Annotated in this window: 20 protein-coding genes; 8 read left to right on the top strand and 12 right to left on the bottom strand. The window is 41.7% G+C overall.

Going from position 1 to position 24997, the window contains the following annotated elements; translation table 11 throughout:
- Window positions 1–28 precede the first annotated feature (28 nt).
- Window positions 29–1933 (bottom strand): chloride channel protein, encoded by a 1905-nt coding sequence (locus CDC33_RS11710; RefSeq protein ID WP_109008632.1) that lies wholly within the window; start codon window positions 1931–1933, stop codon window positions 29–31.
- Between the two features lie 592 nt (window positions 1934–2525).
- On the opposite strand from CDC33_RS11710, the gene CDC33_RS11705 reads away from it, so the two are divergent.
- From CDC33_RS11705 to CDC33_RS11685, 5 genes are all read left to right on the top strand, one after another.
- Entirely contained in the window at window positions 2526–2912 is a 387-nt protein-coding gene (locus CDC33_RS11705; protein ID WP_109008631.1) for a hypothetical protein, read from the top strand.
- 342 nt (window positions 2913–3254) lie between these two features.
- A complete protein-coding gene (locus tag CDC33_RS11700) occupies window positions 3255–4139 on the top strand; it encodes a lipid kinase (protein ID WP_109008630.1) in 885 nt (294 codons plus the stop codon).
- Between the two features lie 51 nt (window positions 4140–4190).
- Window positions 4191–4796: an exopolysaccharide biosynthesis protein gene (locus CDC33_RS11695; protein ID WP_109008629.1), complete on the top strand. Its 606-nt coding sequence runs from the start codon at window positions 4191–4193 to the stop codon at window positions 4794–4796.
- 616 nt (window positions 4797–5412) lie between these two features.
- Entirely contained in the window at window positions 5413–5967 is a 555-nt protein-coding gene (locus CDC33_RS11690; RefSeq protein WP_109008628.1) for a hypothetical protein, read from the top strand.
- Window positions 5968–6146: 179 nt separating this feature from the next.
- Window positions 6147–6923: an SDR family NAD(P)-dependent oxidoreductase gene (locus CDC33_RS11685; protein ID WP_109008627.1), complete on the top strand. Its 777-nt coding sequence runs from the start codon at window positions 6147–6149 to the stop codon at window positions 6921–6923.
- A gap of 78 nt (window positions 6924–7001) precedes the next feature.
- Here the strand turns inward: CDC33_RS11685 and CDC33_RS11680 are convergent, their stop codons facing one another.
- The 7 genes from CDC33_RS11680 to CDC33_RS11650 all read right to left on the bottom strand — a co-directional run bounded on the left by CDC33_RS11680 (window position 7002) and on the right by CDC33_RS11650 (window position 14748).
- On the bottom strand, window positions 7002–7781 hold the full coding sequence (locus CDC33_RS11680) for a photosystem II electron transport protein, Sll1252 family (RefSeq protein WP_109008626.1): 780 nt from the start codon (window positions 7779–7781) through the stop codon (window positions 7002–7004).
- Window positions 7782–7991: 210 nt separating this feature from the next.
- Entirely contained in the window at window positions 7992–8501 is a 510-nt protein-coding gene (locus CDC33_RS11675) for a hypothetical protein (protein WP_109008625.1), read from the bottom strand.
- 241 nt (window positions 8502–8742) lie between these two features.
- Window positions 8743–9120: a hypothetical protein gene (locus tag CDC33_RS11670; protein ID WP_109008624.1), complete on the bottom strand. Its 378-nt coding sequence runs from the start codon at window positions 9118–9120 to the stop codon at window positions 8743–8745.
- Window positions 9121–9533: 413 nt separating this feature from the next.
- Window positions 9534–11825, bottom strand: a complete 2292-nt coding sequence (locus tag CDC33_RS11665) for a TolC family protein (RefSeq protein ID WP_109008623.1) — start codon at window positions 11823–11825, stop codon at window positions 9534–9536.
- A gap of 103 nt (window positions 11826–11928) precedes the next feature.
- Window positions 11929–13491, bottom strand: a complete 1563-nt coding sequence (gene kaiC / locus CDC33_RS11660) for a circadian clock protein KaiC (protein ID WP_109008622.1) — start codon at window positions 13489–13491, stop codon at window positions 11929–11931.
- Between the two features lie 247 nt (window positions 13492–13738).
- The gene (kaiB, locus tag CDC33_RS11655) at window positions 13739–14062 is read right to left on the bottom strand and encodes a circadian clock protein KaiB (protein ID WP_109012544.1); all 324 of its coding nucleotides are present in this window, start codon (window positions 14060–14062) and stop codon (window positions 13739–13741) included.
- 104 nt (window positions 14063–14166) lie between these two features.
- The gene (locus CDC33_RS11650; RefSeq protein ID WP_109008621.1) at window positions 14167–14748 is read right to left on the bottom strand and encodes a KaiA family protein; all 582 of its coding nucleotides are present in this window, start codon (window positions 14746–14748) and stop codon (window positions 14167–14169) included.
- A gap of 759 nt (window positions 14749–15507) precedes the next feature.
- Between CDC33_RS11650 and CDC33_RS11645 the strand changes: the two genes are divergently transcribed.
- Window positions 15508–18732, top strand: a complete 3225-nt coding sequence (locus tag CDC33_RS11645; RefSeq protein ID WP_109008620.1) for an ATP-binding protein — start codon at window positions 15508–15510, stop codon at window positions 18730–18732.
- Between the two features lie 130 nt (window positions 18733–18862).
- On the opposite strand, the gene CDC33_RS11640 is transcribed toward CDC33_RS11645, so the two are convergent.
- Window positions 18863–20812, bottom strand: coding sequence for an ArnT family glycosyltransferase (locus CDC33_RS11640; protein ID WP_109008619.1), 1950 nt, complete (start codon window positions 20810–20812; stop codon window positions 18863–18865).
- Between the two features lie 253 nt (window positions 20813–21065).
- The gene (locus tag CDC33_RS11635; protein WP_109008618.1) at window positions 21066–21701 is read right to left on the bottom strand and encodes a hypothetical protein; all 636 of its coding nucleotides are present in this window, start codon (window positions 21699–21701) and stop codon (window positions 21066–21068) included.
- 720 nt (window positions 21702–22421) lie between these two features.
- Here CDC33_RS11635 and CDC33_RS11630 point away from each other — a divergent pair.
- Window positions 22422–22754, top strand: coding sequence for a DUF565 domain-containing protein (locus tag CDC33_RS11630; protein ID WP_109008617.1), 333 nt, complete (start codon window positions 22422–22424; stop codon window positions 22752–22754).
- 17 nt (window positions 22755–22771) lie between these two features.
- Window positions 22772–23776: a glycerate kinase gene (locus CDC33_RS11625; RefSeq protein ID WP_439956596.1), complete on the top strand. Its 1005-nt coding sequence runs from the start codon at window positions 22772–22774 to the stop codon at window positions 23774–23776.
- Window positions 23777–23806: 30 nt separating this feature from the next.
- On the opposite strand, the gene CDC33_RS11620 is transcribed toward CDC33_RS11625, so the two are convergent.
- Complete coding sequence (locus CDC33_RS11620; protein WP_181373976.1) at window positions 23807–24271, bottom strand: S1 family peptidase; 465 nt, start codon at window positions 24269–24271, stop codon at window positions 23807–23809.
- A 65-nt stretch (window positions 24272–24336) separates the two neighbouring features.
- A complete protein-coding gene (locus tag CDC33_RS11615; RefSeq protein ID WP_181373975.1) occupies window positions 24337–24702 on the bottom strand; it encodes a tetratricopeptide repeat protein in 366 nt (121 codons plus the stop codon).
- Window positions 24703–24997: the final 295 nt, after the last annotated feature.

The following is a 24997-nucleotide window of genomic DNA, read 5'->3' as shown; positions in this document are numbered from 1 at the left end:
CCAATGACCAATGACCAATGACTAATGACTAATGACTAATGACTATATCTGTAGTCGGTAAGACTGGTAAATAGTGACGAAGTGCCTTGCGCGTAACTGCTAAATTGCAGGTTAACGCAATTTGCTCTCTTTCTAGTAAACCCAAAATGCGATCGGGTTTATCTCGTGCTACTACTGGTAATTGATGCAAACCTCTAAGACTCATGCGGTCTAAAGCTTCAGATAATAGTTCATCTTGCCATGCATAAAGGATTTCAGTAGTACAAATGTCTATGAGAGTTTGACTGGATAAATTATCTGGAATTTCAGTTGGTGAATTTGAGTAAGTTTGCCAAAGAGCAAGGGCACGGTTAATATCTTCCAGAGAGAGTATACCAATTAATTGCTCTGCTTCATCAACTACTAAAGCACTGCGGACGCGATCGCGGATCATTTCTACAGCTGCATCTAATACTCCAAGAGTTGCAGGTAACTTTTTTGGGCAGGGATACATAGCATCTTCTACCAAAATTTGCTGCACAATTTCCGCTTGTTCATCTTTCAATTCAGAAAGACCAATTTGTTGTAAGTTAGAGTTAGAGTTAAAAGTTGGTTTAATCCTTTCCACTAGCCAAACACTCAAACCCACAGCTGCCATCAACGGTAAAACAATGCGATAGTCGCGGGTTAATTCAAACAGCATTAAAATAGACGTTAACGGCGCTCTAACACTACCAGCTAGCACTGCTGCCATTCCTACCATTGCGTAAGCTGGGGGAGCCGCCATCTGATCGCAAATAGCTGGGAATGCTACAGCCAAAATTTTGGCGTAAGCCGATCCAAAAGAAGCGCCTAAGAACATTGCTGGTGCAAACAAACCGCCGATGAAACCACTACCTGCGCTAATTGCAGTCATCACTAACTTCACTACCAATAGCACCACCAACAGGTAGAGTGGAAACTCCACATCCTGAAGCATTGCTTCTACAGTTTCATAACCTACGCCCAGAATTTGCGGGAAGTGCAAAGCAACTGCGCCAATCATCACACCGCCAATAATTGGATGAATCGGCTCAGGAATTTGTCCCAAAAAGGCAAAACCTGGAACTTTGCCAGCAAAGCAGGCTTTTGCTAAACGAATTGATTGAGTATAAGTGACAGAAATTATGCTGGCCCCTAAACCTAAGCCAAGGTATAAGGGTAATTCTAAGGGACTGCGGACTTGGTAAACAGGTAAATCAAAAGCAGGTTGTGCCCCCAAACCAATTTGAGCAATTAATGCTGCTACTACCGCCGCTAACAGCACCACACTCACAGCAGAAGTAGCGAAAGATGTTGCTCCCATCACCACCTCTAGGGCAAAAAATACTCCAGCGATGGGAGCATTAAATCCAGCCGCAAGTCCAGCCGCCGCGCCAGCACCTAAAAGCAAACGTTGGCGTTCTTGAGATACATTCAGGATTACAGACAACAACATCCCAAAATTTGCGCCAATTTCTACACTCGGCCCCTCAGGGCCCAAAGAAGCACCGCTCCCCAAAGAAACAGATGCAGCCAGCATCTTCGTAACTGGTCGTAGTGGTTGCTTAATCTCTGTTCCCTGAGAAGCGGCGATAAGAGATGAAAGTCCAGGGCCAAAATCTTGAGTGCGCCAGCGCATCAAGCCAACGATTAATCCGCCAAGGGTGGGAACGCAGGCTAAAGTCCAAGCACCCCAGACGCCGATTTGACCCATTAAATTTTCCAGCATCAACTGGTGAATCAGCTGGATTAAATAGTGAAAGGTGACTATACCCATACCCGTACCACCGCCAATGAGCATGGCTAAAAACAGGACAACGGTTTCTGGGGATGGTTGAAAACGATTAATTAAGTAGGCTAAACGAGCAGAAGGTGTAGGAAAGGCAGGTTGTTCCGTTACCTTCCTCAGTTGAGTGGGAGGCAAGAGAGTCATTGAGAGGCGGGGTAAATGTAAGAAAAAATTTAAATTTTTATCTGTTACTTATCATTGTGAGCCATTATTTAGCAACCAGACAAGTAGACTTTATTTGCTTGATTTACAAAGATTTAGTAAAAAATGTGATTGTGCAAATTTTTATGGGGAAAATGGTTACATGGAAGACAATTATTTAAGGGTCAGCGATGCCTAGTTTGGATATAGCTGCGGCTAGTGGGGTGAGAGTGAGCGCCAACGCTATTCTTTCTAAAGACAACAAGTTTTTGTGGGCTGGGTGGACGCACCCACAAATATTAACTAGTAGTCCATTAAAGAAACTTTGCGGAGGTTTATGGTAAGAAAATCAAGTTGTTTTCTTCCCCTGCTTCCCTTCACCCGTCATTTTTGGGTTGGTCAAGTACTAGGAGTCATCCTTGCCTAAATCTAGCTATACTCGTGTTGCGACCATTGGCCCATCCTTGGTAGTAATACAATATATGTATGATTTATGGCTGATGTCAGACCATACTTGGAAGTCTGCTAAGTATTGATCGGAATTCAGTATAGCTATTGTTATAGAGCGAGTAAATGGACTAGGCGGACGAGGTAAATGAATATACACACCTTTGATAATCATTATGTTACTTGCCCAATTTGCCAAAGAAATAATACGCCCAAACTAGTTAAAACGCGCATGGGTTTGTTTTGCTGTCCCAATTGCCAGGAACGGCTAGTAGTTTGCCAAAGTGGTCATTATGTGCGCGATCCGTTTACTTGGAAACAATTGATTGTTGCTTCGTCGCTACGTCGTCAAAGCCGACCTTTAGCTAGGATTATCAGAGATTTTGTCTTGCTGAAACGTCCTATGGTAGCCTTGGCTGTAGGGAGTGCAATTTTCTTTAGTGCGATCGCTTTAACTCAAGAAAGGACAAACTACGATCACCAAGGATTACCCACAACAGAGAAAGTTAATAAACCAGGAAATAACTCTCAGTAAATGGATTACTTTGGTATAAATCAAATCTTACTTTGATTTTTGTAATATTATAACTAAATACTTCTATAAAACCGTGTCTTTTTGCCCCAAATAGGACACGGTTTTACATTATGTTCGCTGAAATACACATCTTAGTGCAACAGTAAAGTTGTTCGATGGATATCCACTTCGTGGTACTCCTTAATTCACTGTTTCTGAATAACTTCTTTAGAAGGTTCCTTCATCTCACTAAATGAATTTTTGATAACTGTCATAATAAAATAAACACTTTTCGATAGTCAACTTGAAGCAGAATACATGGATGCAGATAACTGGACATATTAACTACAAAAGGTACAACCCATGAGTTCTCGCGCACTGCTGTTAGTAAATCGTCATGCCCGCCAAGGAGAAAAGGGTATATCAGAAGCGATTGAAAATCTGAAAACACTCGGCTTTGATTTAATTGAGGAGTCTACAGAAGACCCCAAACATCTTACTGAAGTTATACTTCGCTATCAGCATCAAGTTGATTTAGTAATTATTGGTGGAGGAGATGGAACTCTTAATGCGGCAGTAGATGGTTTAGTTAAAACTCAGTTGCCCTTGGGAATTTTGCCTTTAGGAACTGCCAATGATCTGGCTAGAACTTTGGGAATCCCCAATTCCCTCAACGAAGCTTGCAAAATTATTGGATATAGAAATTCACACCGCATAGACTTGGGTTGGGTAAACGGCAAGCACTTTTTTAACGTTGCCAGTCTGGGATTGAGTGTAAAAATTACCCAGCGACTTACCAAAGAAGTCAAACGCCGTTGGGGAATATTTGCTTATGCTGCTACTGCATTGCAAGTGATTTTAAAAGCTAGACCTTTTACTGCGGAGATTTTAATCAATGGTGAATCAGTTCACGTGAAAACAGTGCAAATTGCTGTGGGTAATGGCCGCTATTACGGCGGCGGTATGGCAGTGGCTGACGATGCAACAATAGATGATCAAAGGCTAGACCTCTATAGCTTGGAGATTAAAAATTGGTGGGAGATTCTACTATTACTCCCCGCTATGCAACGAGGGCGACATATACATTGGAAGAGTGTACGCTCTCTTCAAGGTCAAGAAATAGAGGTACGTACTCGCAAACCTCGCCCTATTAATACAGATGGTGAAATTACTACCTATACACCTGCTCATTTTCGAGTTATACCTAAAGCTATAGCTGTTTTAGTACCCCCAGAAATTAGGAGTTAGGAGTTATTCTCTCTCATCTCCCTCTACTAAAAATGTGGGAACTTGCATCAAATGCATCTGAGATTTTCTCAAGATATAAAGTCCTTGTTACAACGCCTAGCTGAACAACCCCTAACTCTAGGTGATATTTTGGCAGAAACCTCAGAACGAGGGTTCTGCCTGGTAATTACATTATTAATTTTGCCTTTTTTATTTCCTATGCCACCGGGATTAACTGGCCCTTTTGGTGGTGCTTGTTTACTGTTGTCAGTGCAGATGGTTTTAGGAAGGCGATCGCCTTGGCTACCGAAAAGAATTGCTAACTACAAATTTCCTCGTCCCTTTGCTCAGTTACTTTTGCAAAATTTGGGACGTCTTACCAAAGTGTTACAGAAAATCGCCCGTCCTCGATTGGCAAAAATAGCCCATAATCCTTTGATTTGGCGAATTAATGGACTTTGTATCTCTTTGTTAACAGTATTACTAATATTACCAATTCCCTTTACAAATCCCATCCCCACTGTAGGTATTTTACTTTTGACTGTTGCCACCATCGAATCTGACGGTTTATTAATTTGCATTAGCTACGGTATTACTATCCTAATTACCTTGCTCTTTGGATTTATTGGTTATGCTGTATGGTTAGCTCCCAGTTTGCTGCCATCTATATTTAAATAAGAAAAGCCCCCAGCTTTAGGCTGAAGGCTGTAATTTATTAGGGTGCATCTACCATTTATTAATCCGCTTTAGTGATTACCATATCCGGGGAAATTAAACCTTTATTCTTAAATTAAAAAATATCAGCAATAAAAAAGCCTTCAACTAAAAGCTGAGGGCTATGATTTAATTAAGGTGCATCTACCATTTATTAATCCGCTTTATTGATTGTCATATCCGGGAAAATTTAACTTTGTAAAAAATTTATAATTTAAAATCAAAAAATATCAATAATAAAAAAACCCTCAACTAAAAGCTGAGGGCTATGATTTAATTAAGGTGCATCTACTATTTATATATCCGTCTTAGTGATTGCTGCATCAGGAAGAATTGAAAAAAATCGATGGCTGTAGAATTGATCTTGTTAACTACAAAGGTACTACTGATATCAACGAGGATAACCTACGGTTTTTAACTAGGTAATTATTGACCAACTTCATAGTAATTTTACAATTACTCAAAATTTCCCTTGGATACGCAAAGTTTCTGTTAATATCTCTGACCCTATATCCGCAATAGTACGAATTTAGTTTATTAGTTGGGTATATAGCTATGAAAGTTAGACGTACCCAACTTGATGAAGCGATCGCAGTTTCTATTAGCCCTTGCTAGTTTTAGTATTGTCGGGGGAAGCTTTTTTCTGAGAAGAAATTTTAGCAGTATTAGGCAACCTAAAGTAATAACTGATACATCACGTTACAAAGAAATTCGTAATCAGCTATGGTCTGATAATGACCAAATAAAACATTTTCCTAATGAGATTCCCACTGATGCCAAAGATGTTCACATTGCTTACTCTCCTGAATCGCAAGGAAGTAGTTTTTTTCAAATTAGGCTGAAACAGCAACCAGAAAAAATAGAAAAATTATTATCACAATATAGAAGTAGTGCAAAGCACAAATATAGGGGTGGTAACACAAACGATCACATAAATCAACCTAATGGTGTGCCGACAACTTTTTTCTACACCAGCGACTCTCATACAGAATCTTTTCCACCTAGTTATGAAATATTGGTATTAAATACAGAGGATAAAGGTAGACCTGGCTTCAAGTGGAATCATGGAAATAGCTACGGCGTCGCTATTAATACTTTTGCCTCAGAAATTGTTTATTGGTCTGAAAAATGGTGATTAACAATTTCATTTTGAATTGGAATCGCCATGAGAAAAATCATTATTTTGGTCACGGCTCTCATTTCAGTACTAAATAGTGCTTTTCACCTTTTAGGTATATCACTTTGGGTAGTTAAAACTTTTAGCCAGCATCGCTAAAATTATAATGGTGCTTAAAAACTATCTAAATATGTAGAATGCCAACTGCTTTAATTACTGGTGCTTCTAGTGGTATTGGTAAAGCTTTTGCCCAAGAACTAGCTGCACGCAAGACCAATCTTCTACTCGTTGCTCGTTCCGAAGAGAAACTAAACCAATTAGCTAAAGAACTAGAAGAACAACACGAAATTCAAGTAGAGGTTATAGTTAAAGACCTCACAGAACCTAATGCAGCAGCAGCTATATTTAATGCTACTAAAGAAAAAGGATTAACCATTGACTTATTAATCAATAATGCTGGTTTTGGTTACTATGGCGACTTTGCTGAAGGAGATGGAGAAAGACAAGTCAAAATTGTCCAATTAAACATTTTGGCATTGGTAGATTTAACCCACAAATTTCTCCCCTTGATGCGGCAACGTCGTTCTGGAAGTATTATCAACGTATCCTCTATTACCGCATTTCAACCGATACCATACCTTTCTGTTTATGCAGCCAGCAAAGCTTTTATTCTCAGCTTTAGTGAAGCACTATGGGCAGAAAATAATCAATATGGTGTCCGTATTTTGGTCACTTGTCCAGGGCCAATAGAAACAAACTTTTTTGCAGAAGCTCATTTTCCCCCAGCACTGGCAAGTACTACAGATAAAGTGTATTCTTGCGAAAAAGTTGTTTGGGAATCTTTAGACGCTTTGGAAAAAGGCTATCCAACTGTTATTAGCTCTAATAGTATTACTCAAATTAGAAGCAAATTATCTCGACTTGTACCGCGCAAACTTCTGTTGGATATGTTAGCAAAACACTTTAAATCCTAAGTATATGTTTAAGAGTGGGGAGTGGGGAGTTAAAGAAAGCGGGGAATTTAAAAATCCTAACTTTTCACTCTTCGCTTATTACATATATCTTGTTAGTTGAACTCGGTAACGGTCTTTTTTTGTAACAGCGATTTCTCCAACTTCTAAACGTCCTTTAGAGCGAATGGCGATTAAGTCGCCTGATTTGACTTGAGAACTAGCTTGAGTAACTTCCTTCCAATTGACGCGCACATCACCAGCATCAATGAAATCAACCATTTTGCTGCGGGACATGCCAAAACCAGCAGATGCGATCGCATCTAATCGCAAAGAAGCCTCTACAGTAGTTAATTCTTTTTTCTTTGGTTCCCTAACCCTTAATTCACTTACCTCAATCTGCTGAGTTTTCACAGGAACCGATCGCACCTGTTTAAGATTCAATTCCAAAAATTCCACCAACTCCGGTGCAACAATCGCCTGGGCCCCTCTTTCACCCAAGACAATAACATCTCCCGTCTTTTCACGAACAATTCCTGTCCCCAACATCGCGCCTAAAAAGTCGCGGTGAGAAGCAGTATCAAACAGGAAATTACCAGCAATTTCTACAGCTACAAGGCTGACTTGAGATTGATCTAAGGGAAGTTCTGAACGAGCGATCGCTATTCTTTGGCGTTCAGCTTGCGGATATCCGCCCCACGCAACTAATTGCACTTCTGTTAATCGGTTAAACACCCGTTGAATTTCTGCCAATTCTGGCGGAGACAGAAAATCAGTCAAAACCACTTCCCAAGTTTTGATGGCTTGCTCTGCTTGGTCAATTACACGAGCTACACTATCTCGATTTTCAACACCTTTTAAAAGTTCTTCTCGTGGTAACATTCTTAAAAATTATGAATTAGTCATTAGTCATTAGTCATTTATCTTCTACCGATGCCCCATGCCCCATGCCCCATGCCCCATGCCCCATTCCCCTCTTTAAAACTATCTTGATTCTAACTTTAATTCCCATTCCAGCAGGTTTTCATCCTTTTCCAAAGAACAGGGAAGCAACTCAAGTCGCTGTGTCGTGATGTGTAAATTACAATTCATTTAATACACAGTATTTGTGTCAGCATAACCTTGGATATTTTCTGGATCAAACTGACGTAATATTCGGGTTGCTTGTCGAGTGAGAGTTTCAGAACCTTGAACGGCAACTAAATATTTACCTGCATCTAAACGGTTGCGATAAGGTAAAGCATCACCACCACCTACAAGTAAACCGACTCCGCCACCGACCACCACACCACCCATAGCACCACTAGCAGCACCCAGCAATCCGCCAACGATGTGATTGCCAATTTCACCCGCCCAGGCAAAAGTATTTAAACCAGTAATCAGGCTGAATGTAAAACCTGCAAAAAAGCCGAATGGTATCAGCCAGGTTGCCATCAGTTGTGCTTGCTTTTTAGCTTGGTCTTTGGGGTCAATTAAGCCAAACTCGTCAGCTGTTTTATATCCTTTCCCCAGGATAGTGCTGTTTATGCCTTGTTCTTCTAAAGCTAAGTAAGCGGCTTCGGCTTGAATACGGTCTGGTAATACGGCAACAAGGTAATTCATTGATTTTACAATTTGTCTAATAGAAGTTTTGCCTTAATTAACAGCGTATCAGTCTTGGTCGAATCATCTTGCATTGGTTAGAAGTAGAGACGCGATTAATCTCGTCTGTACAGGAGTTAGGAGTCTTACTCCCCAACGCTAGCTCTTAAGGGGCTGGGGGTTAGGTCTGTATTGAACTCAACTGCAAAGCGCGTAGGCGTAGCCCGCCGCAGGCATCGCCCAAGTTTAAATGTACATCCGATCACTTTAGCAAATCTAGTGGCTCACAAAAATTGTTCACGCCTTGCTTGAGGACATATATCAAAACTGGTGTTGCTAAAATTTTAGGAAACGTCGGCATTGCTTTTAGATGTTCCATCATCTTTTGAGGTGAAGAATTAAGCAAATCTTCCCGATATTCTTGTTCGCAAATGACCACGCGCCATTTTCTAGCTAAGGCATCTAACCACTCGGAATTTGCTCTTTCTGGTTGTTGTCCTGCCCGGATAGCTAGCGTCATCGCTGCATCTTCTAAATCTCCATCACAGTCTTCAATCAAATCCAGCGCTTCCATATCGCTGGGATCATCTGCCAATTGAGAGCGAAACTGTGCAATTTCTTGAGATGTTACTTTAGTCATGAGTCTTTGACAAGGCGAGCGATGCCTACGGCGGTAAACTACGGACACTCAGTTATTGCTACATCATTTCACAAAATTGCTGTTACAAATACGTTTTTTTAGCAAAAAGCCTCATTCTTCAATGTAATTATTGAAAAATGAGGCTTTTAGAATTTTTAATTGAAAGATAACTCAACAGTACTAATACAGGTCGGCGGAAATAAACTTACCCTTCGGGTTCACCAGTCGCCTGCGGAGGGAAACCCTCCCGCAGCGCTGGTTCACCATTTCATTACAGCCAGAAAGCCCAAAATTAAAGCATGGGTGACTTTTGACTTTTGAACGCCAGTTGCTACCCTGCGGGAACGCTAAGAGCGAACAAGTCGGCAGAGCCGCCCAACGCACTGGCTCCTTTTGACTTCCCTGAGGGGGCACTAGCGTAATGCTCTGAGGGTAACAGACCGTTGTAACTGAGCTAAAGCACGGTTGTAATCCAAAATTGCTGTAACTCGATTACCTTCAGCTTGTGTGAGGTCGTTTTCAGAGTTAATCACATCAGTTTGAGTACCTACACCAGCTTGGAATCGCAAACGTGCTAAACGTAGAGCTTCCCTAGCTTGTTCTAAAGCGGTATTAGCGGTTTGAACATTCTCTAATCTAGATTGCTGGGTAGAATAGGCTTGTTCTACCTGAAAGCGAATTTGGTTGCGCTGTTCGGCAAATTGAGTTTCTGCGATCGCAATATTAGCTCTGGACTGAGCTGCCCTTGCTCTTGCTGCTCCTCCATCAAATAAATTTAGGGTTGCCCTAACTCCGAATGAATAACCATCAGTAGCACTGGCATTATCATCGAACTGATCTAGTAGATCGTAAGTACCTACCAAACTAATTTGAGGGCCTAGCTCCGCAAGGGCTTGCCTACGCTGCTGCTCATAAGTATTGCGTTGTGCTAACTGCTGTTGCAATTCTGGACGATTTTGATAAGCCAGCACAATACTTTGTTCTAGCGTTGGGTTCCAAAGACCAGCTAATTGTACAGGATCGGCTGCACTGATATTTACTGCCTGTGGCAAACTTATCCGAGTGGCTAATTGACGACGGGCAATTTCCTGCTGCGATCTAGCATTAGTCAAATTTTGTTGGGCATTTGCTAAATTCACTTGCGATCGCAACACATCAAACCGCGTACCAACCCCAGCTCGCTCTAAAGCTTCTGCATCACGCAAACTAGCCTCAGAGTTCACCACAGCCGACTGGCTAATGCGTACTTGTTCATCCGCTTGTTGCAGATTGTAGTAGTCAGTGGCAACATTCAGACGGATTGTCTCAGACTGAGTTTCTACAGCAAACTCATAGAAACGTACCTGTTCTTCAGCCGCTCTGATATTAGCTTGTATTCTCCCAGAAGTATAAATGTTATATGAAAGTTGTGCTTGACCAGAAAAAGATGTACTGGGTTGATCTTGCTGAACGGCTAACGGATTTTGCCCGTTTAATTCGTCTTGAAGCTGACCACTAGCAGACTGACTACGAGTAAGATCCGTGCTAATTCCCAGAGTAGGCAACAAACCAGCTTGCGCCTCGCGTAGAACCGCTCTATTGCGTTCTAGCTCCAATAGAGACACCTGTAAATCCCGATTATTGCGCCGTGCTAGCTCCAAAGCCTGTGCCAAAGTAATCGGCTGATTTGCCTGAAGTCTCACTTCCTCCGGTTTGGTGGGAAATTGCAGGGGATTTGAGCTAGGAATCAGGTTCTGTGGAATTTGCACCGGCCCTGACGGCGCAGGAGTTATGCTTCTCGGCACTGTGGGAGCTTGCACCGAACCCCCTGGCGTAGGAATCACGGTTTCCGGCACTGTGGGAGCTTGCACCGAACCCCCTGGCGTAGGAGTTACGGTTTCCGGCACTGTGGAAGGTTGCACCGAACCCTCTGGTGCAGGAGTTACGGTTTCCGGCGCAGTAGGAGTTGGCGTCGAATCTGTCGGAATTGGGGTATTACTCTGAGCAATGCGTAAGCCAGCAGCATTTTGTTGTGAGCAGGTACTTGAAATTAGTAGCACAGCTGAGGAATCAGTTTTGCTTTTCCCTAACTCTTGTGGACATTGTTGCGCTGACAACAGTTTTGCTGATCCTACACCTGTAGCTGAAGTTTGTAAAAATGTCTGCGACTGAGTAACAGTATTTATCTTTTGAACCACTGGCTGCTGGAAAGAAGACAGGGACAAAACTTCTTTTTGGACAGAAAAGGGTTTTGAAGTGTAGTTGGGAACTACTATGTTCTTTGATTTCTGCCCATAAGCGCTTGAATTACTGTTTTTTTGGTTATTTTGAGCAGAACGGCTGACAGCAAGCTGTTGGGAAGCATTAGAGGTAGGTGTCAAACTAAAAAATCTACCTTTATCTTTCTTAAGTACTTGTTTTATTGGCACAACAGTGTTTTCAGCCGTAAACACTGGAATACTGTTATTACTTAAAGGCTTCATACTAAGTTTACTGAAACCGAAAGCAGGTACTAGGGTTGGAACACTAACATTTGCACCGTAATGCAGTTGCGTATTCACAATGCTCCCAACTAAGTCTTGACCATAAGTAGAAGTCAAAACACTAGGAGAAGAGGCCAGCCGTACCCCAGTTAGTTTTACAGTACCAGCCCAAGTCGGCTGGGTTGTTAAGACTGCTGCTGTCACACCAGGCAATAAGCTATGGAATAATTGCTGTCCTTTCACCGCATCCCTCACACGAAAATCAATCTAGCGGCAGAAAACCTTTCTTCACCACAGAATATAGCACGATACTAAATTTAGGAAAGAATATACTACGATACTAAATTTAGGGTTCGGAACTCTGTTTGTCTTCAAAACGTCTAACAATGCGAGAAAGTTCCGCCTTTTCATCGATACTAACGCGAGTAGGTGCACCGCTAATAATCCGTTCGTAGTTTCGGAATGAATCTTTGATATCGGGCCCGTCAGCAGTAATATTATACTCACGAATGCCCTTATCATGCCAAGATCCGCGCATTTTAAATACGTTAATTGCCCGCGACATTTCTCCACGAATTTCTACGTACTGTAGCATCAAAATTGTATCAGTAATCGTGGAGATATGAGAGTCAGTAATCGAATGCGCTCCCAGGAATTGGTCAGTTGTGTTAGTAAAGAAACCAGTAATTTCTTCTTGTTTAGCATAACCAGTCACCCCAATTACAAACTGCCGAAATGCATTATTGCTGACTCCTCTAGCTAATGCTGATAGGGAGTCAATAGCAATTCGGGCTGGTTTGAAGACAGCAATTTCTGATTTGATAATTTGTAAGTGGTCTTCTAAACCAGTTGATTCAGGATAGGTACAAATTATTTTGAGTAAACCTTGATCTTCTAATTCTTCAAAATCAATTCCCCAAGAGGAAGCATTACGAGATAGTTGGGCGCGTGATTCTTCGTAAGCAAATAATATTGCTTGTTCTCCATTCAGGCAGCCATCTTGAATAAACTTACTTACTAACAGAGTTTTACCAGTCCCTGTGGCTCCTGTTGCCAAAATAATCGAATCTTTAAAGAAACCACCACCGCACATTTCATCTAAAGTTTTGACACCAGAAGATACCCTGACATTAGAAGATCGTTGAGTCAAGCGCATTGCTCCCAGTGGGAAGATGTTAACCCCTTCATTAGTAATTGTGAAGGGATACTCGCCTTTCATGTGAGTGGTACCGCGCAACTTGAGGATTTCAGTTGTCCGACGGCGGCGTTCTCCTTCTAAAACGTTGCGAACAATTACTACATTATCGGAAACAAATTCTTCCACCCCAAAAGAGGCGACGGGGCCATATTCTTCGCTACGTTCAGTTGTAATAATAGTGGTGACATTGAGTAGTTTGAGACGAGCTACTAGGCGGAAAATCTCGCGCCGGACTACTCCCATCGCTTCATACTGCTGAAATACTGCTGTTATTGAGTCGATTGAAACTCGTTTAGCTTTGTATTTGCGAATAGCATATTGCAATCGCTCAATTAGTGCAGACAAATCAAAATTACCAACTATATCTTGTCCTTCAGGATCAGGAGATGCATCGAGAATAAATAACTTGCCTTCCTCAATTAGGCGTGGCAGGTTCCACCCAAAAACATGAGCGTTTTTAATAATATCACTGGGTGATTCTTCAAAAGTAACAAATACTCCTGGTTCGTCAAAGTAAGTGATGCCGTTATAGAGAAACTGAAGAGAGAATAAAGTTTTGCCTGTACCGGAAGTGCCACTAATCAAGGTAGTTCTACCAATTGGTAAACCACCATGACTAATATCGTCAAACCCTTCGATCATCGTGCGAATTTTTTCTACACCCCCACTTTTTGGTGTGTTTTTTGGTTTTACTTGCTCGGTTTCACTCATTGCTTGATAACAAAAGGGTATTAAAAACTTGTTTTTTATAAGAAGAATTCAGAACTCAGGAGCGGAGCCGGAGACGCTCCGCCAAGGCGTCAGAATTCAGTAAGAATTTTGTCTGTACGATTGGGTGATGTCGCCTCCCTTGCGTGTCTTGTAGAGAGCATCTGTAAGTACTTACGCGCAATAAGGGCGAAACTAGTATTAAATATTCTCGCCTTAAAACTCTATCCCTTGTATTCTCGCTCCTTCATTAATTATTCTCCTCTTCAAAATCTCCTTCACTCAGTTCTTCATAGAGCAAATCTAATCCAATCAATACTCTCTCTCTATCTGAAAGATCCCCGATAATTTTGCGAACGGGTGGAGGCAAAATTTTAGATAATGTTGGCGTCGCTAATATTTTATCTTCTTCTGCCAGTTGCGGGCTTTTCAGTACATCGATCACTTTTAAAGCATAAACACCTTTAAACTCCTGCTCTAAAATATTTTTGAGTGTTTTTAATGCCCGGACTGAATTAGGGGTATTCCCTGCTACGTAAAGTTTGAGAACGTAGGTTTTTCTGGCTTTATCCATATACATACAAGCTAGTCATGAGCATATAAATACAATATTTGTTTACACATTGGGGGTGATTAACAGAGGTAGCTTGTGCTAAGTTCAACATTGATAATTTTAATTTATCTAGAAATCGAATTTCTGTAGAGTTCGCATAGGTGAGCCAGGATATCTATCAATGTAAGACGATAATCAAGTAACGCTTCATTGCTCCTTCCTTCTAATTTTAGCTGGTTAGAAAATTCTTCAATTATCTCCATGTGAATTTCGATGATTTGGGGCACAGGAATATTCGCATAAAATATAGTATTGATAAATTTATCAATTTTTTCTTTGAGGGTTTTATCTGTGGTAAAATAGTTTATAAGAATCAGACTGTAATCTGATTTAAGGTGTCTTAATAATCCTTGCCTTTCTGCTGGAGTCATCTCCTGGAAAAGCTGTTGGCTTTTTTGGATATGACTGGCAAATACATAGATATACTTGTCTGTATGTGCTTGATTTAATTTTTGTTGCAGCAAATTTGGTAAATAGTTAATTTTTCCAGAGGTAGTTGCAACAAGGGGTAGATAGCAAAATTGGGCAATAATCGCGTCAATAAGTTTCCACACCCATCGGCTCCCACCTTTTTGGTTGTATAGATTAACTAGATTATCTAAACATTTGTTAATATTAGGTTGCAGAATCAATATCGGTAATAACATTTATTCTTAAATCTATCTCCTTGATCGCCCTGACCAAGAAACGTGGGCTAATGACTTTGGCTAACGCTTCTAAGGGAATACTAGGTGTCCAGTAAACTGGTGATTCCACCCCAAAATAACGCTCTATGTTAGCAGGTAGTGCTAATAAAGCGTGACGTAAATTAAGCTACCATTTTAAAAGTTGCAAAAGCCTTGATATACAAAAATTTTGACTTTTGACTTTTGACTTCCGCCTTGCGGCCCCTAGCTACTCAATAACTTAGTGCAGCAACTGAGTAATTAGACTTAGTAGGTTTCTGATGATGAGGTATCTGTCGGCATAGCAAGACACAGTAGCTAATCTATTATTTGCATATTTATGTATACAAATAGATAGATTTTTTAATTTTGCTCCTTGATAAGATACTTAAACGAACTTAAAGGATTGTCCCATTCTAAATCATTATAATTCCTCAAGGTTCTAAAGCGATTCTTTGGGGCCATAATTGTTTTAGCTGTCGCTATCGATGAGGAGTTTAAATACCAGTAAGACACTGGGGAGGCTAGTTGCTAGAACTTAGAAACGTCGCCTCTTGGAAAAATATAAAGGACGCAAAAGTGCCCGTGAGGGTAAATCTCGTTTTTTTTAATGGCGTTGAAATAACCAGAGTTGCTTATATGAGTCTTCTTAGAGGATATGGCTTCAGGCGAAAACACCATCAAGATTTGGCAGATGGAAATGCCGGAGGGTTCCACAGGAAGAATGACCCCAAAAGCCCTATGTTAATGCTAGATTACCCGCTTTATGACTTTCAGGCAACCGTACCTAGCTGCCCACAAACAAGTTCTCTAGCAGTTGTGTTGGAGATTTTTGAGCAAGAGCAGTGCGATCGCTTGGTAGTATTAAATCAACAGCAATCCCCCATCGGCTTGCTGTATTCTGCCCGTTTAATCCAAAAATTATTAGCACATAGTGACGATAAAAATCTAAATTTACACCAATCACTCTCTATCTGGGGTCAAGGTCTAATTGAGCCAATACAGACAATATCAGCTTCTGAGCGTGTAGAGCAATTAGGCTTGCACTTGAATTATGCACAAGCCGAAAAGCAGAACTTAGATTGGGCGCTGATTGACTCTGATGGTCAATATTTGGGGCTGCTGGATAGTTCTCGGCTGTTGCGATCGCTGGCTAAGGAACGCATGGCTAGTTTACAAAGTTCAGGCATCGAAAGGTCGTCTAGTGTACAGCCGCCAAATCAATCCAAGTCATTGAGACACCAGCCACTGATACAGTTACTAGAAAGGCTGCCTTGGCCTTTGATGTTGCAAACGGGTACTGGCGAGGTGATAGCCCGAAATCCCGCCTGGTGGGAGCAATTAGGAGTTTTGAAAGATCCAGAAGGAGTTAGGCAACAGGTGGAGGCAATACTTGTGCCTAACCGCTCCGAAAAACCAGAATATGTTAGCCAACGAGCCATCAAGGTTTATCCCAATGGTAGGGAAAGTGAGCATGGTGGTGAAGAGGAACTGACCCAGCAAGAAGCATCAGATCCTGTATATAGTCGCTGCTATTTGGATAGTCAAGTAGGGACTTGTACTTGCGTTGTCGAAGTGCAAAATGGTCAGGAGCGAATCTGGCAGTTTGCCAAAATTCCCTTAGATAGTCCTGAGTTTCAAGTCATGAGTGCTGAACAAGAAGTTGCACTCAGCAATGATTTGTGGTTAGTTTTAGCTACTGATGTGACTGAGCAGCAGCAGCTTTGCAAAGAATTGGCTGCAAAGAATGCCGATTTAATTCAACTAAATCGGTTGAAAGATGAATTTTTAGCTTGTATTAGTCATGAACTCAAAACTCCCCTAACTGCCGTTTTAGGATTATCGCGGTTGCTGGTGGATCAGCAGTTGGGAGAACTCAACGAACGTCAAGCTCGTTATGCGGGGCTGATCCATCAAAGTGGACGCCACCTGATGAGCGTGGTTAATGACATTTTGGATTTGACCCGCATGGAAACGGGACAAATGGATTTGACGCTGACTCCGGTGAAAATTCAGGCTGTGTGCGATCGCGCCTTATCAGATGCTAAAGCCATCCACACTCAAATTCCCAAAACCACATCTGCCTCACCAACTCAAAACGCCCGTTCATCTGCTCCCCAATTCTGCCTTTCCATTGAACTAGGTTTAGACCAGATAGTGGCAGATGAATTGCGCTTGCGCCAGATGCTAGTACACCTACTTTCCAACGCCTTTAAATTCACTGAATTATCTGGCGAAATTGGTTTGCGGGTGAGTCGTTGGGAAGGCTGGATTGCCTTTACCGTTTGGGATACAGGCATTGGGATTCCTGAACACCAGCAACACTTAATTTTTCAAAAATTCCAACAACTCGAAAATCCCCTGACTCGCCAATTTGAAGGCACTGGTTTGGGGCTGGTATTAACTCGGGCCCTGGCTCGTCTCCACGGAGGAGATGTTAGCTTCTTATCGCGTGAAGGAAAAGGTAGCCAGTTTACACTACTTCTACCGCCCAGTCCTCCGAAGACAGGCTTTTCGGAACCAGATATGGGAATCAAAGAAGAGGAAGAAACGCGACACCAATCGACACGAGAAAATTCCGCAGCCGTTGGGCATGTTATTACGTCCACACAGCATCATCCCGCCAGTTCGCAACGGTTAGTTTTAGTAGTCGAGGCAGTAGCGCGATATATTGAAGACTTGACCGAACAACTTAAAGGTTTAGGATATCGGGTAGTGATTGCGCGATCGGGGACAGAAGCAGTAGAAAAAGCTCGGCGCTTGCAACCAATCGCTATATTTTTGAATCCGTTGCTACCTCTACTATCTGGCTGGGATGTGCTGACTTTACTGAAATCTGACACCGCAACCCGGCATATATCTGTAATTGTGACAGCGACGGCAGCCGAAAAAGAGCAAGCATTTGCTAACCGAGCCGATGGTTTCTTAAGTTTGCCAGTAGAGAATCACCTTTTAGCACCAGTTCTCGAAAAATTATGTACTTCACCAGCAGTTTTGCCCCAAGGGTTAAACAACAGCGCAATTGTCCCAACTAAAACCCCACTACGAATTCTCAGGTTGGTGAATCCCCAGTTGGAATCGGTTAATCCCCACGCCTCACTTCGAGAACACCGGGTGATTGAAGTAGATGACCTAGATCAAGCAGAACTTTTGGCGCGGGTATGGCAGTTTGATGTTATTTTGCTAGATGTCGAAAGTACCACCGCCCAAATTTATCTACAACAACTAATTCAGCACCCACGTTTGGCGGCTATCCCCCTAGTTACTTGCGATGTCGCAACTACTCTAATAGCTTCTAAAATCCCAGAATTATCTGTATTTCCTTACTTAACACCATTTGCTAGGGACAACAGTAGTCGCGCTGAAAACACAGATGCCTTGCTATCAGTATTGGAAATTGCTTCTGGGATTTGCTGTCCTCCTAACATCCTAGTAGTGGATTTGACAATGCTGCGTGATTTACCACAAATAAGACGCAAAGTTAAGGGTTCTGGGACAGCAAAAAATTGCTCAATTAGTAGTGAAACTGCACAACGGGGGTCTGAGTGGTTCCAAGCTTTAATTCAGTACCTACAAACAGCAGGCTTCAAAGCGGCGATGAGTCCCTGTTGGGCAGAAGTATTACAACAAATTCGCCACCAAAGCGTTGACTTACTGCTAATTTGTTTAGGAGAATCCACGATCCACAAAGACGTGCTAAAAGCATTGAAAACATTGGGAGATTCACCTGATAAATTACCACCAATTTTAGTACTGAATCAGCGATTAAATCACCCAGAAACCAGTTTCCAGTCTGGGGTAGCTTACAAGGAAATTGACAAGCAGAAGAAGAATGGTTTGGAATCGATAGAAACTATTGTTGGTGCGATCGCTACCCAAATATTACCGCGATCAATATCAATGGAAGACCTATTAAACCAGATTAATCACGCTTTAGCTGTCAACGGTTACAATGACAAATGTTAATGGGAATGGGGAGTGGGGAATGGGGAGTAAGGCATGAGGAAGCAGGGGGAGAAGACTTAATAACCAATGCCCCATGCCTAATGACTAATGACTAATGACTAATGACTAATGACTAATGACTAATGACTAATTATGAAATATCAATTTTTTCAGTTTTATTTTTCTTAAAAGGAACTCGAACCAAGTTATAAGCACCCTTGGTTGATAAATTCTTGTAATCATCTGGCTGTAAATCCATTTGTAAAAACTTTTTCTGTTCAGCCAACAGCAGCACTGAAGCAGGTTTTAGTCCTTTGGCAGCTTGGTTTTTTATATGCTCTATAGCCTCTTGGGGAAATCTTAAATAATTTACGTGAATGTGGCTATAAAATACCACACTAGGCTTTTTGAAGCCAAGCATGATCAATTCTTCATTTGGTTCTTTTGCTTGTAGAATGACCGCAGACAATTCCCTTAAGGGTAATTGACGTTCTCGATCAATAAAAAACGAAGCAGGCGTTAAAACAAAAATTAAAAACGCTACAAACCCGATTAAATTAATAGCGATAACCTGGTTCCATTGGCGATTTAGTAATAAACCCGCAACTAAAACGGCACAAACTAGCCACATTACCCCGGCTATTACTGGTAAACCAGTTCGTTGAATTTGTTCGTGGAAGTTGCTTATAGCTGGATCAGTACCTAATATGTGGGTTATGTTAAACAGTGCTATAGATAGGAATGATAAAAATACTACATTTACCCAACCACTTACTTGGAGAAAAGAGGGGGAGATGGGAGGAGTGGGAGAAGAAACAGGTATTGTTTGCCTAGCCTCTGTATCCTGGAAAAAGTCACTCCACAACAAGGCTACCAAGATTGCTGCTGCTGGCATTAAAGGCAACACGTAGCTAGGGAGTTTGGTAACAGCAACGGTGAAAAAGCCAAAGATGCTAGCAAACCACAACCAGGCGAATAAACCAAACTGTTGAAAACGTTCAAGGGATCGCCAGTGCGATCGCTGCCAAAACTTTAATCTTACTATAGAGAGTGGTAAATACACTGAGTAGGGCGCAAAACCCAGCAGCACTACTAAAAAGTAAAAATACCAAGGTGCTGAGTGACCATTAACTACTTCTGTAAAGCGTTCCAGGTTGTGATAACCAAAAAAGGCATTAATATAATTCCAGCCATTGCGCCAAATTACTAAAGCATACCAGGGCACTGATAAACCTAAAATTATCAGCATACCCACGAGAAGGCGCATTTCCCGCAACACCTCTCGAAATTTTCCCACATAAAGCAAAAATACGGCAACAATTAGCCCTGGTACAACAATTCCCACTGGTCCTTTAGTCAAAATTGCGCCAGCAATCAGCACATAAAAAGCTAAATACCACTTATTAGGGAATGGAGAGGTTGCTTCGCTCTGGGATTGGTGATTAGGGGTTAGGGATTGGGAAAATTCTTCCCCACTCCTCTGTCCACTCCCTTTAGTCCCCAGTCCCCAGCCCCCAGTCCCTCCCTTACCTGCGTACCCTAGAAAGAAACATAACAAAGCTGATGCCATACATCCAGTGAGCAGCATATCAGAGACACCAGTTCTCGCCCAAATAATAGTTTCGGGATTGAGTGCCATGAGGGCTGCTGCTATAAAAGATGTTTTGTAGCGGCGATTAGGGCGCGAAACTTGCTCTAGTTCGTCTTGTTTAGCGAAATACCACTGTATGGTGTAAAAAGCTAAACAAATTAAGGCGAAAGCTGCGATCGCTGAAGGAAGGCGCACTGCCCACTCATTCACCCCTATAATTGCATAAGCGATCGCTTGACACCAGTAAATTAAAGCAGGTTTATCGAAACGAGTGTCACCATTGAAAAATGGGGTAATCCAATCACCTGTAACGAACATCTGGCGGGAAGCTTCGGCAAACAACGGCTCTGTCTCATCAATCAAGCCAATATTGCCCAAATTCCACCCAAAAGCTATCCAGTTAATCAATATCAACCACAAAATCGACACAGTTACACCAAGGGCTGGATTTTTCACTATTTTGTTGAACCACTGATCAACAGTGTGCTTAACACTCAATTTCATGCTCATTAGTCAATAGTCAACAATCACTACTCAATAGTCGTTGATTATCTATCTTTTGTTCTTCGGAGTTTTGAATTCAACAATATTACCCTTTTTCCTGTTCAGTAACGCCAGTTGTTCTAAGTCTCCAAAGAAACCCATCCAATACAGTACTAGTCTGTCAAATACATTTTGGCGGATATGAAGACATTTAAGAAACAGAAAAAACTCTTTCCCATTCCCTATTCCCTACTCCCCACTCCCCACTCCTAAATATCGACTATGGACTCAGCACTAGTTGCCATTCTCTGCTTTGCGAATTCCATTTCGGTAATTGAGTTTCGCCGACAACATAGGGGCCCCAGTAACGACGGGAACCATCTTGTGCGAAAGCAACTAAAATATCTCCCTTCTCCAGCTTTAAATTATTCTGAGGTAGGGATAAAATTAGTCCCTTCTCACTACCTTCTTGGGGAGCAAAATCCCAATGTGCCGGTACATCATAGTTAGCTTGTTTAGTACCAGAGCCTTTTGCGAAGGACTGTCGCGCCAGTAGAGCCAACCGTACAGGCTGATTTGTTTGATTGCTCATTCGCAAAGTTCCTTGATGCTTACTTTTGCTAGCTGATTTATCACGCTCTGCCAAGACAGGATAAGTTTTCTCTTCAATATTATTATGTTCTACTTGATTGGTTGAGGTAGTTGCTGGAGTTGATAGACTAGCTGAAACACCCTTTTGAGGTAAAACGGGTGTAGAGGAAGTCGTCTCCCACTGAGTAGTTTCAGTCGGCGGTTGTGAAGATGTATCTGGTGTGGACTCAAGGGATACGCTCACTCCAAAGCATCCCACCAGAGCAGCAAGCAGTCCCAAGCAAAAAACTGTAATACCGAGGTTACGATATACTGAGGATTTCATATTGATAGTTATTAGAAATAAATATTTTGTTTAGGCTTGACCAAATAGTAGCCTATTATCCCAAAAGGGAATCATAGAAAGTAGTCTAATATAGACTTTCCTAAAATTAATGATACTAATGTATTATAATTATCATTCTGATTAGACAATATTCGGAGGAAATAATTCCCTGGATGTCTGATAAACTTGGGGTAAAGATACCCATTGCTTTGTGTCTTGACCGTAGGCTTACATAAAAACAAGAAAATTACATACCGAGCCAGCCAATTCATTTGTATAAAGAAAAATAAAACTTTCGTGAAACCACTAGTACAGGTAGGCAGAAATAAACCTACCATTTTATTACAGCCAAAAAGCCTAAAATCACAGTCTTTTGACTTTTGACTGACACGAACGCGAATTTATGTTGAGCAGAGTCGAAACACAGCGTATCCAACAGTTGGGGCTGACTTCCGCTTTGCGGTAATAGCGATCGCAACAAGGCGTTTTTTGCCAAACCCTTAGATAAATCTAAGATGCATATTTCATCTTGCGTTAGAATAAGCACCTTTTTAAGGTACTAAACTTCCCTAAAGATGATATGATGTGCAAATTTGAATCAACGCTAGAAACCCAGGAGATATCTATAATATTAACAAACAAGCTGAGGCTAAAACCAATATCCTCTTTTGAATATAGATATATTTCAAGATATCTTGACTTTTCCCAGAAGTCTATGTGATGCAAAACACTCGTCTCAATAACTTATTCGATGCTATTGCTACACGCTTGGGGCAATGGTTTTTAAATCCTTGGCGGCGGCTATCGTTGCTGATCATTAGTTTTTTGTTAGGTTTTTTTCTGGCAAACGTAGCTTCCACTACAGCCGGTCAACGAGCAGAATTAGACATTGTAGTAGCTGCTTTTTTAGTAATGTTGACGGAAATTACCAGTAGGATATTTTATCATCGGAGCTTTTTGTCAAGGCGATCGCTCTTAGTAGATTCACTAAATCTCCTCAAAGTTGGTTTCATCTACGGACTGTTTCTCGAAGCCTTTAAGCTGGGATCGTAGGGTGGGAGATGAAAGAGATGGAGAAGCAGTCAGCAAGAGAAGCGGCGTTAGCAGATGGGGTGAGGGCAAAAGCTTTTGGAATCACGCCGGAAAATGTCGATGAAATGATAGAAAAGCGATCGCATTTACTAAAATCTGTCTTACCAGCTTTTAGCCAATTCTGCCAAACTACTTTTCAAATCGAACCCAAGGAAATGTTACAAGTATTGTGGGACTTGTGGCTACCTTTGGGAATCAAGCTAGCATCGCAGCGCCAACAGTTAAAACGCCCCCTGATTCAAGGAATATTGGGAGGACAAGGCACTGGTAAAACCACAATGTCTAAGGTTCTCAGCTTGATTCTCGATCAGTTGGGATACCGGACTGTAAGTTTGTCTTTAGATGACTTATATAAAACTTACAGCGATCGCTTGGTTTTAACACAGCAAGATCCCCGCTTGATTTGGCGCGGCCCACCAGGAACCCACGATGTAGATTTAGGTTTAAATGTACTAGACCAAATCCGCCAGTTGCAAAGTCCTGTGATGATTCCCCGCTTTGATAAATCTGCTTTTGGAGGTGCTGGCGATCGCACTACTTCAGAAATTGTCACAGGTGTAGATATTGTACTATTTGAAGGTTGGTTTGTGGGTGTGCGACCACTCGACCCAGATGTATTTGATACTGCACCACCGCCAATTATCACAGATGAAGATAGAGCATTTGCCCGTGATATGAATCATCGCCTCCACGATTATTTACCATTGTGGGAGAGATTAGACAGCTTAATTGTGCTATATCCAACTGATTATCGGTGTTCTTTAGAGTGGCGCAAACAGGCGGAACAGCAGATGATTGCTGTGGGTAAATCGGGGATGAGCAATGCAGAGATAGAGCAATTTGTCAATTATTTTTGGCGATCGCTCCACCCGGAATTATTCATCAAGCCTTTGGTAAAAGATGCGACAGTTGTTGATCTAGTCATTGAGATTCATGCCGATCATAGCTTTGGTGCAGTGTATTGCGATCGGGCTAACTCCTAACTCTTGTACAGACGCGATTAATCGCGTCTCCTATGGTTTTGACGCAGATTTAGAAGCATTACTAAATAACCTAGACCAAGAATTATCTTCACCTCTTTGAGCAGAATGACCGATAATCCGAATGGGCATTTTCGGGGTAATTGCAGTTGAAGAGATGGGTAAGAGTTGGATATCTTCTGGTAGTTTACCGCTAACTTCCAAAATAGCTAAATCGAGTTGTTCGTTTATGGAAGTCATTTGGAACAACTTGGCATCTCGCCGCATTCGCACTCGGTCTGATGGCGGGGAACTGAAAAATTCAACTTGGATATTTTTACCTTGTTCATAGCCATCAAAAATGACATGACGATTAGTGAGGATTAATGTTCGGCTGCCTTCTCGCTGAATTATTACACCAGTGCCAATCTCTATTCCCTGGCGATCGCTGTTCAAAAACTCGGCAGTAATGCGTACCACAGAACGCTTAACTGGTAGAGTGGGATCATCTTTAGGCAACCATTGGCGATCGTCTTCTACGCTTGCTAGTTTATTCTGTTGTTCTGTCCATAACTGCCTTGTTTCTATATTATTATTCTTGGCAATGCCTCCTCTTGTTTCCCTTGAGCATTTAGCACGTTTCCTATACCCACGTAAGCTTCCGCATCATTAGGATTGAGTTGTAATGCTTTCTGGTGCGCTGCTAATGCTGCATCTAATTTTCCCTGTCGCCGCAAAGCATTACCCAAATTGTTATAAGCTTTGCCATTATTGGGTTCAAGTTGCAAAACTTTACGCCAAATCGTTTCAGCTTGGGAGTTATTACCAACTGTTTCGGCAGCGTCGCCTTGTTGAAATAGCTGTTCTATATTATTTTGAGCAACTACAATCTGGGGTGTGATAGCCAGAGATAGAGTTAAAAATAAAGTAGTAAATATACGGTTGTGCATAATCATGCTAATACGTTTTCAGATTCTATCAGGACTCACGAAAAACTCGCCAAAAACCTGATGAATCTTTGAGACATACTCGTGAATGAGTCTTTGAACTCCGTTAACGCGGTTTGCAGTTGAGTTTAATATAGACCTAACCCCCAGCCCCTTCCCTACAAGGGAAGGGGAGTAAGATTCAAAGCCTCTCTCCTAAAAGGCTACGGTGTACACACAAGTCTGAAGTTGTTCTTTGAATCTGGGTTTTGCTCCACCCTAACCACTGCTTGAATTCAATAAACGACTACCCGAATTC

The sequence above is a fragment of the Nostoc commune NIES-4072 genome (assembly GCF_003113895.1).
GTDB classification, from domain to species: domain Bacteria; phylum Cyanobacteriota; class Cyanobacteriia; order Cyanobacteriales; family Nostocaceae; genus Nostoc; species Nostoc commune.
Note: the sequence above shows the minus strand (reverse complement) of the source record. Positions and strands in the feature narration are given on the sequence as shown.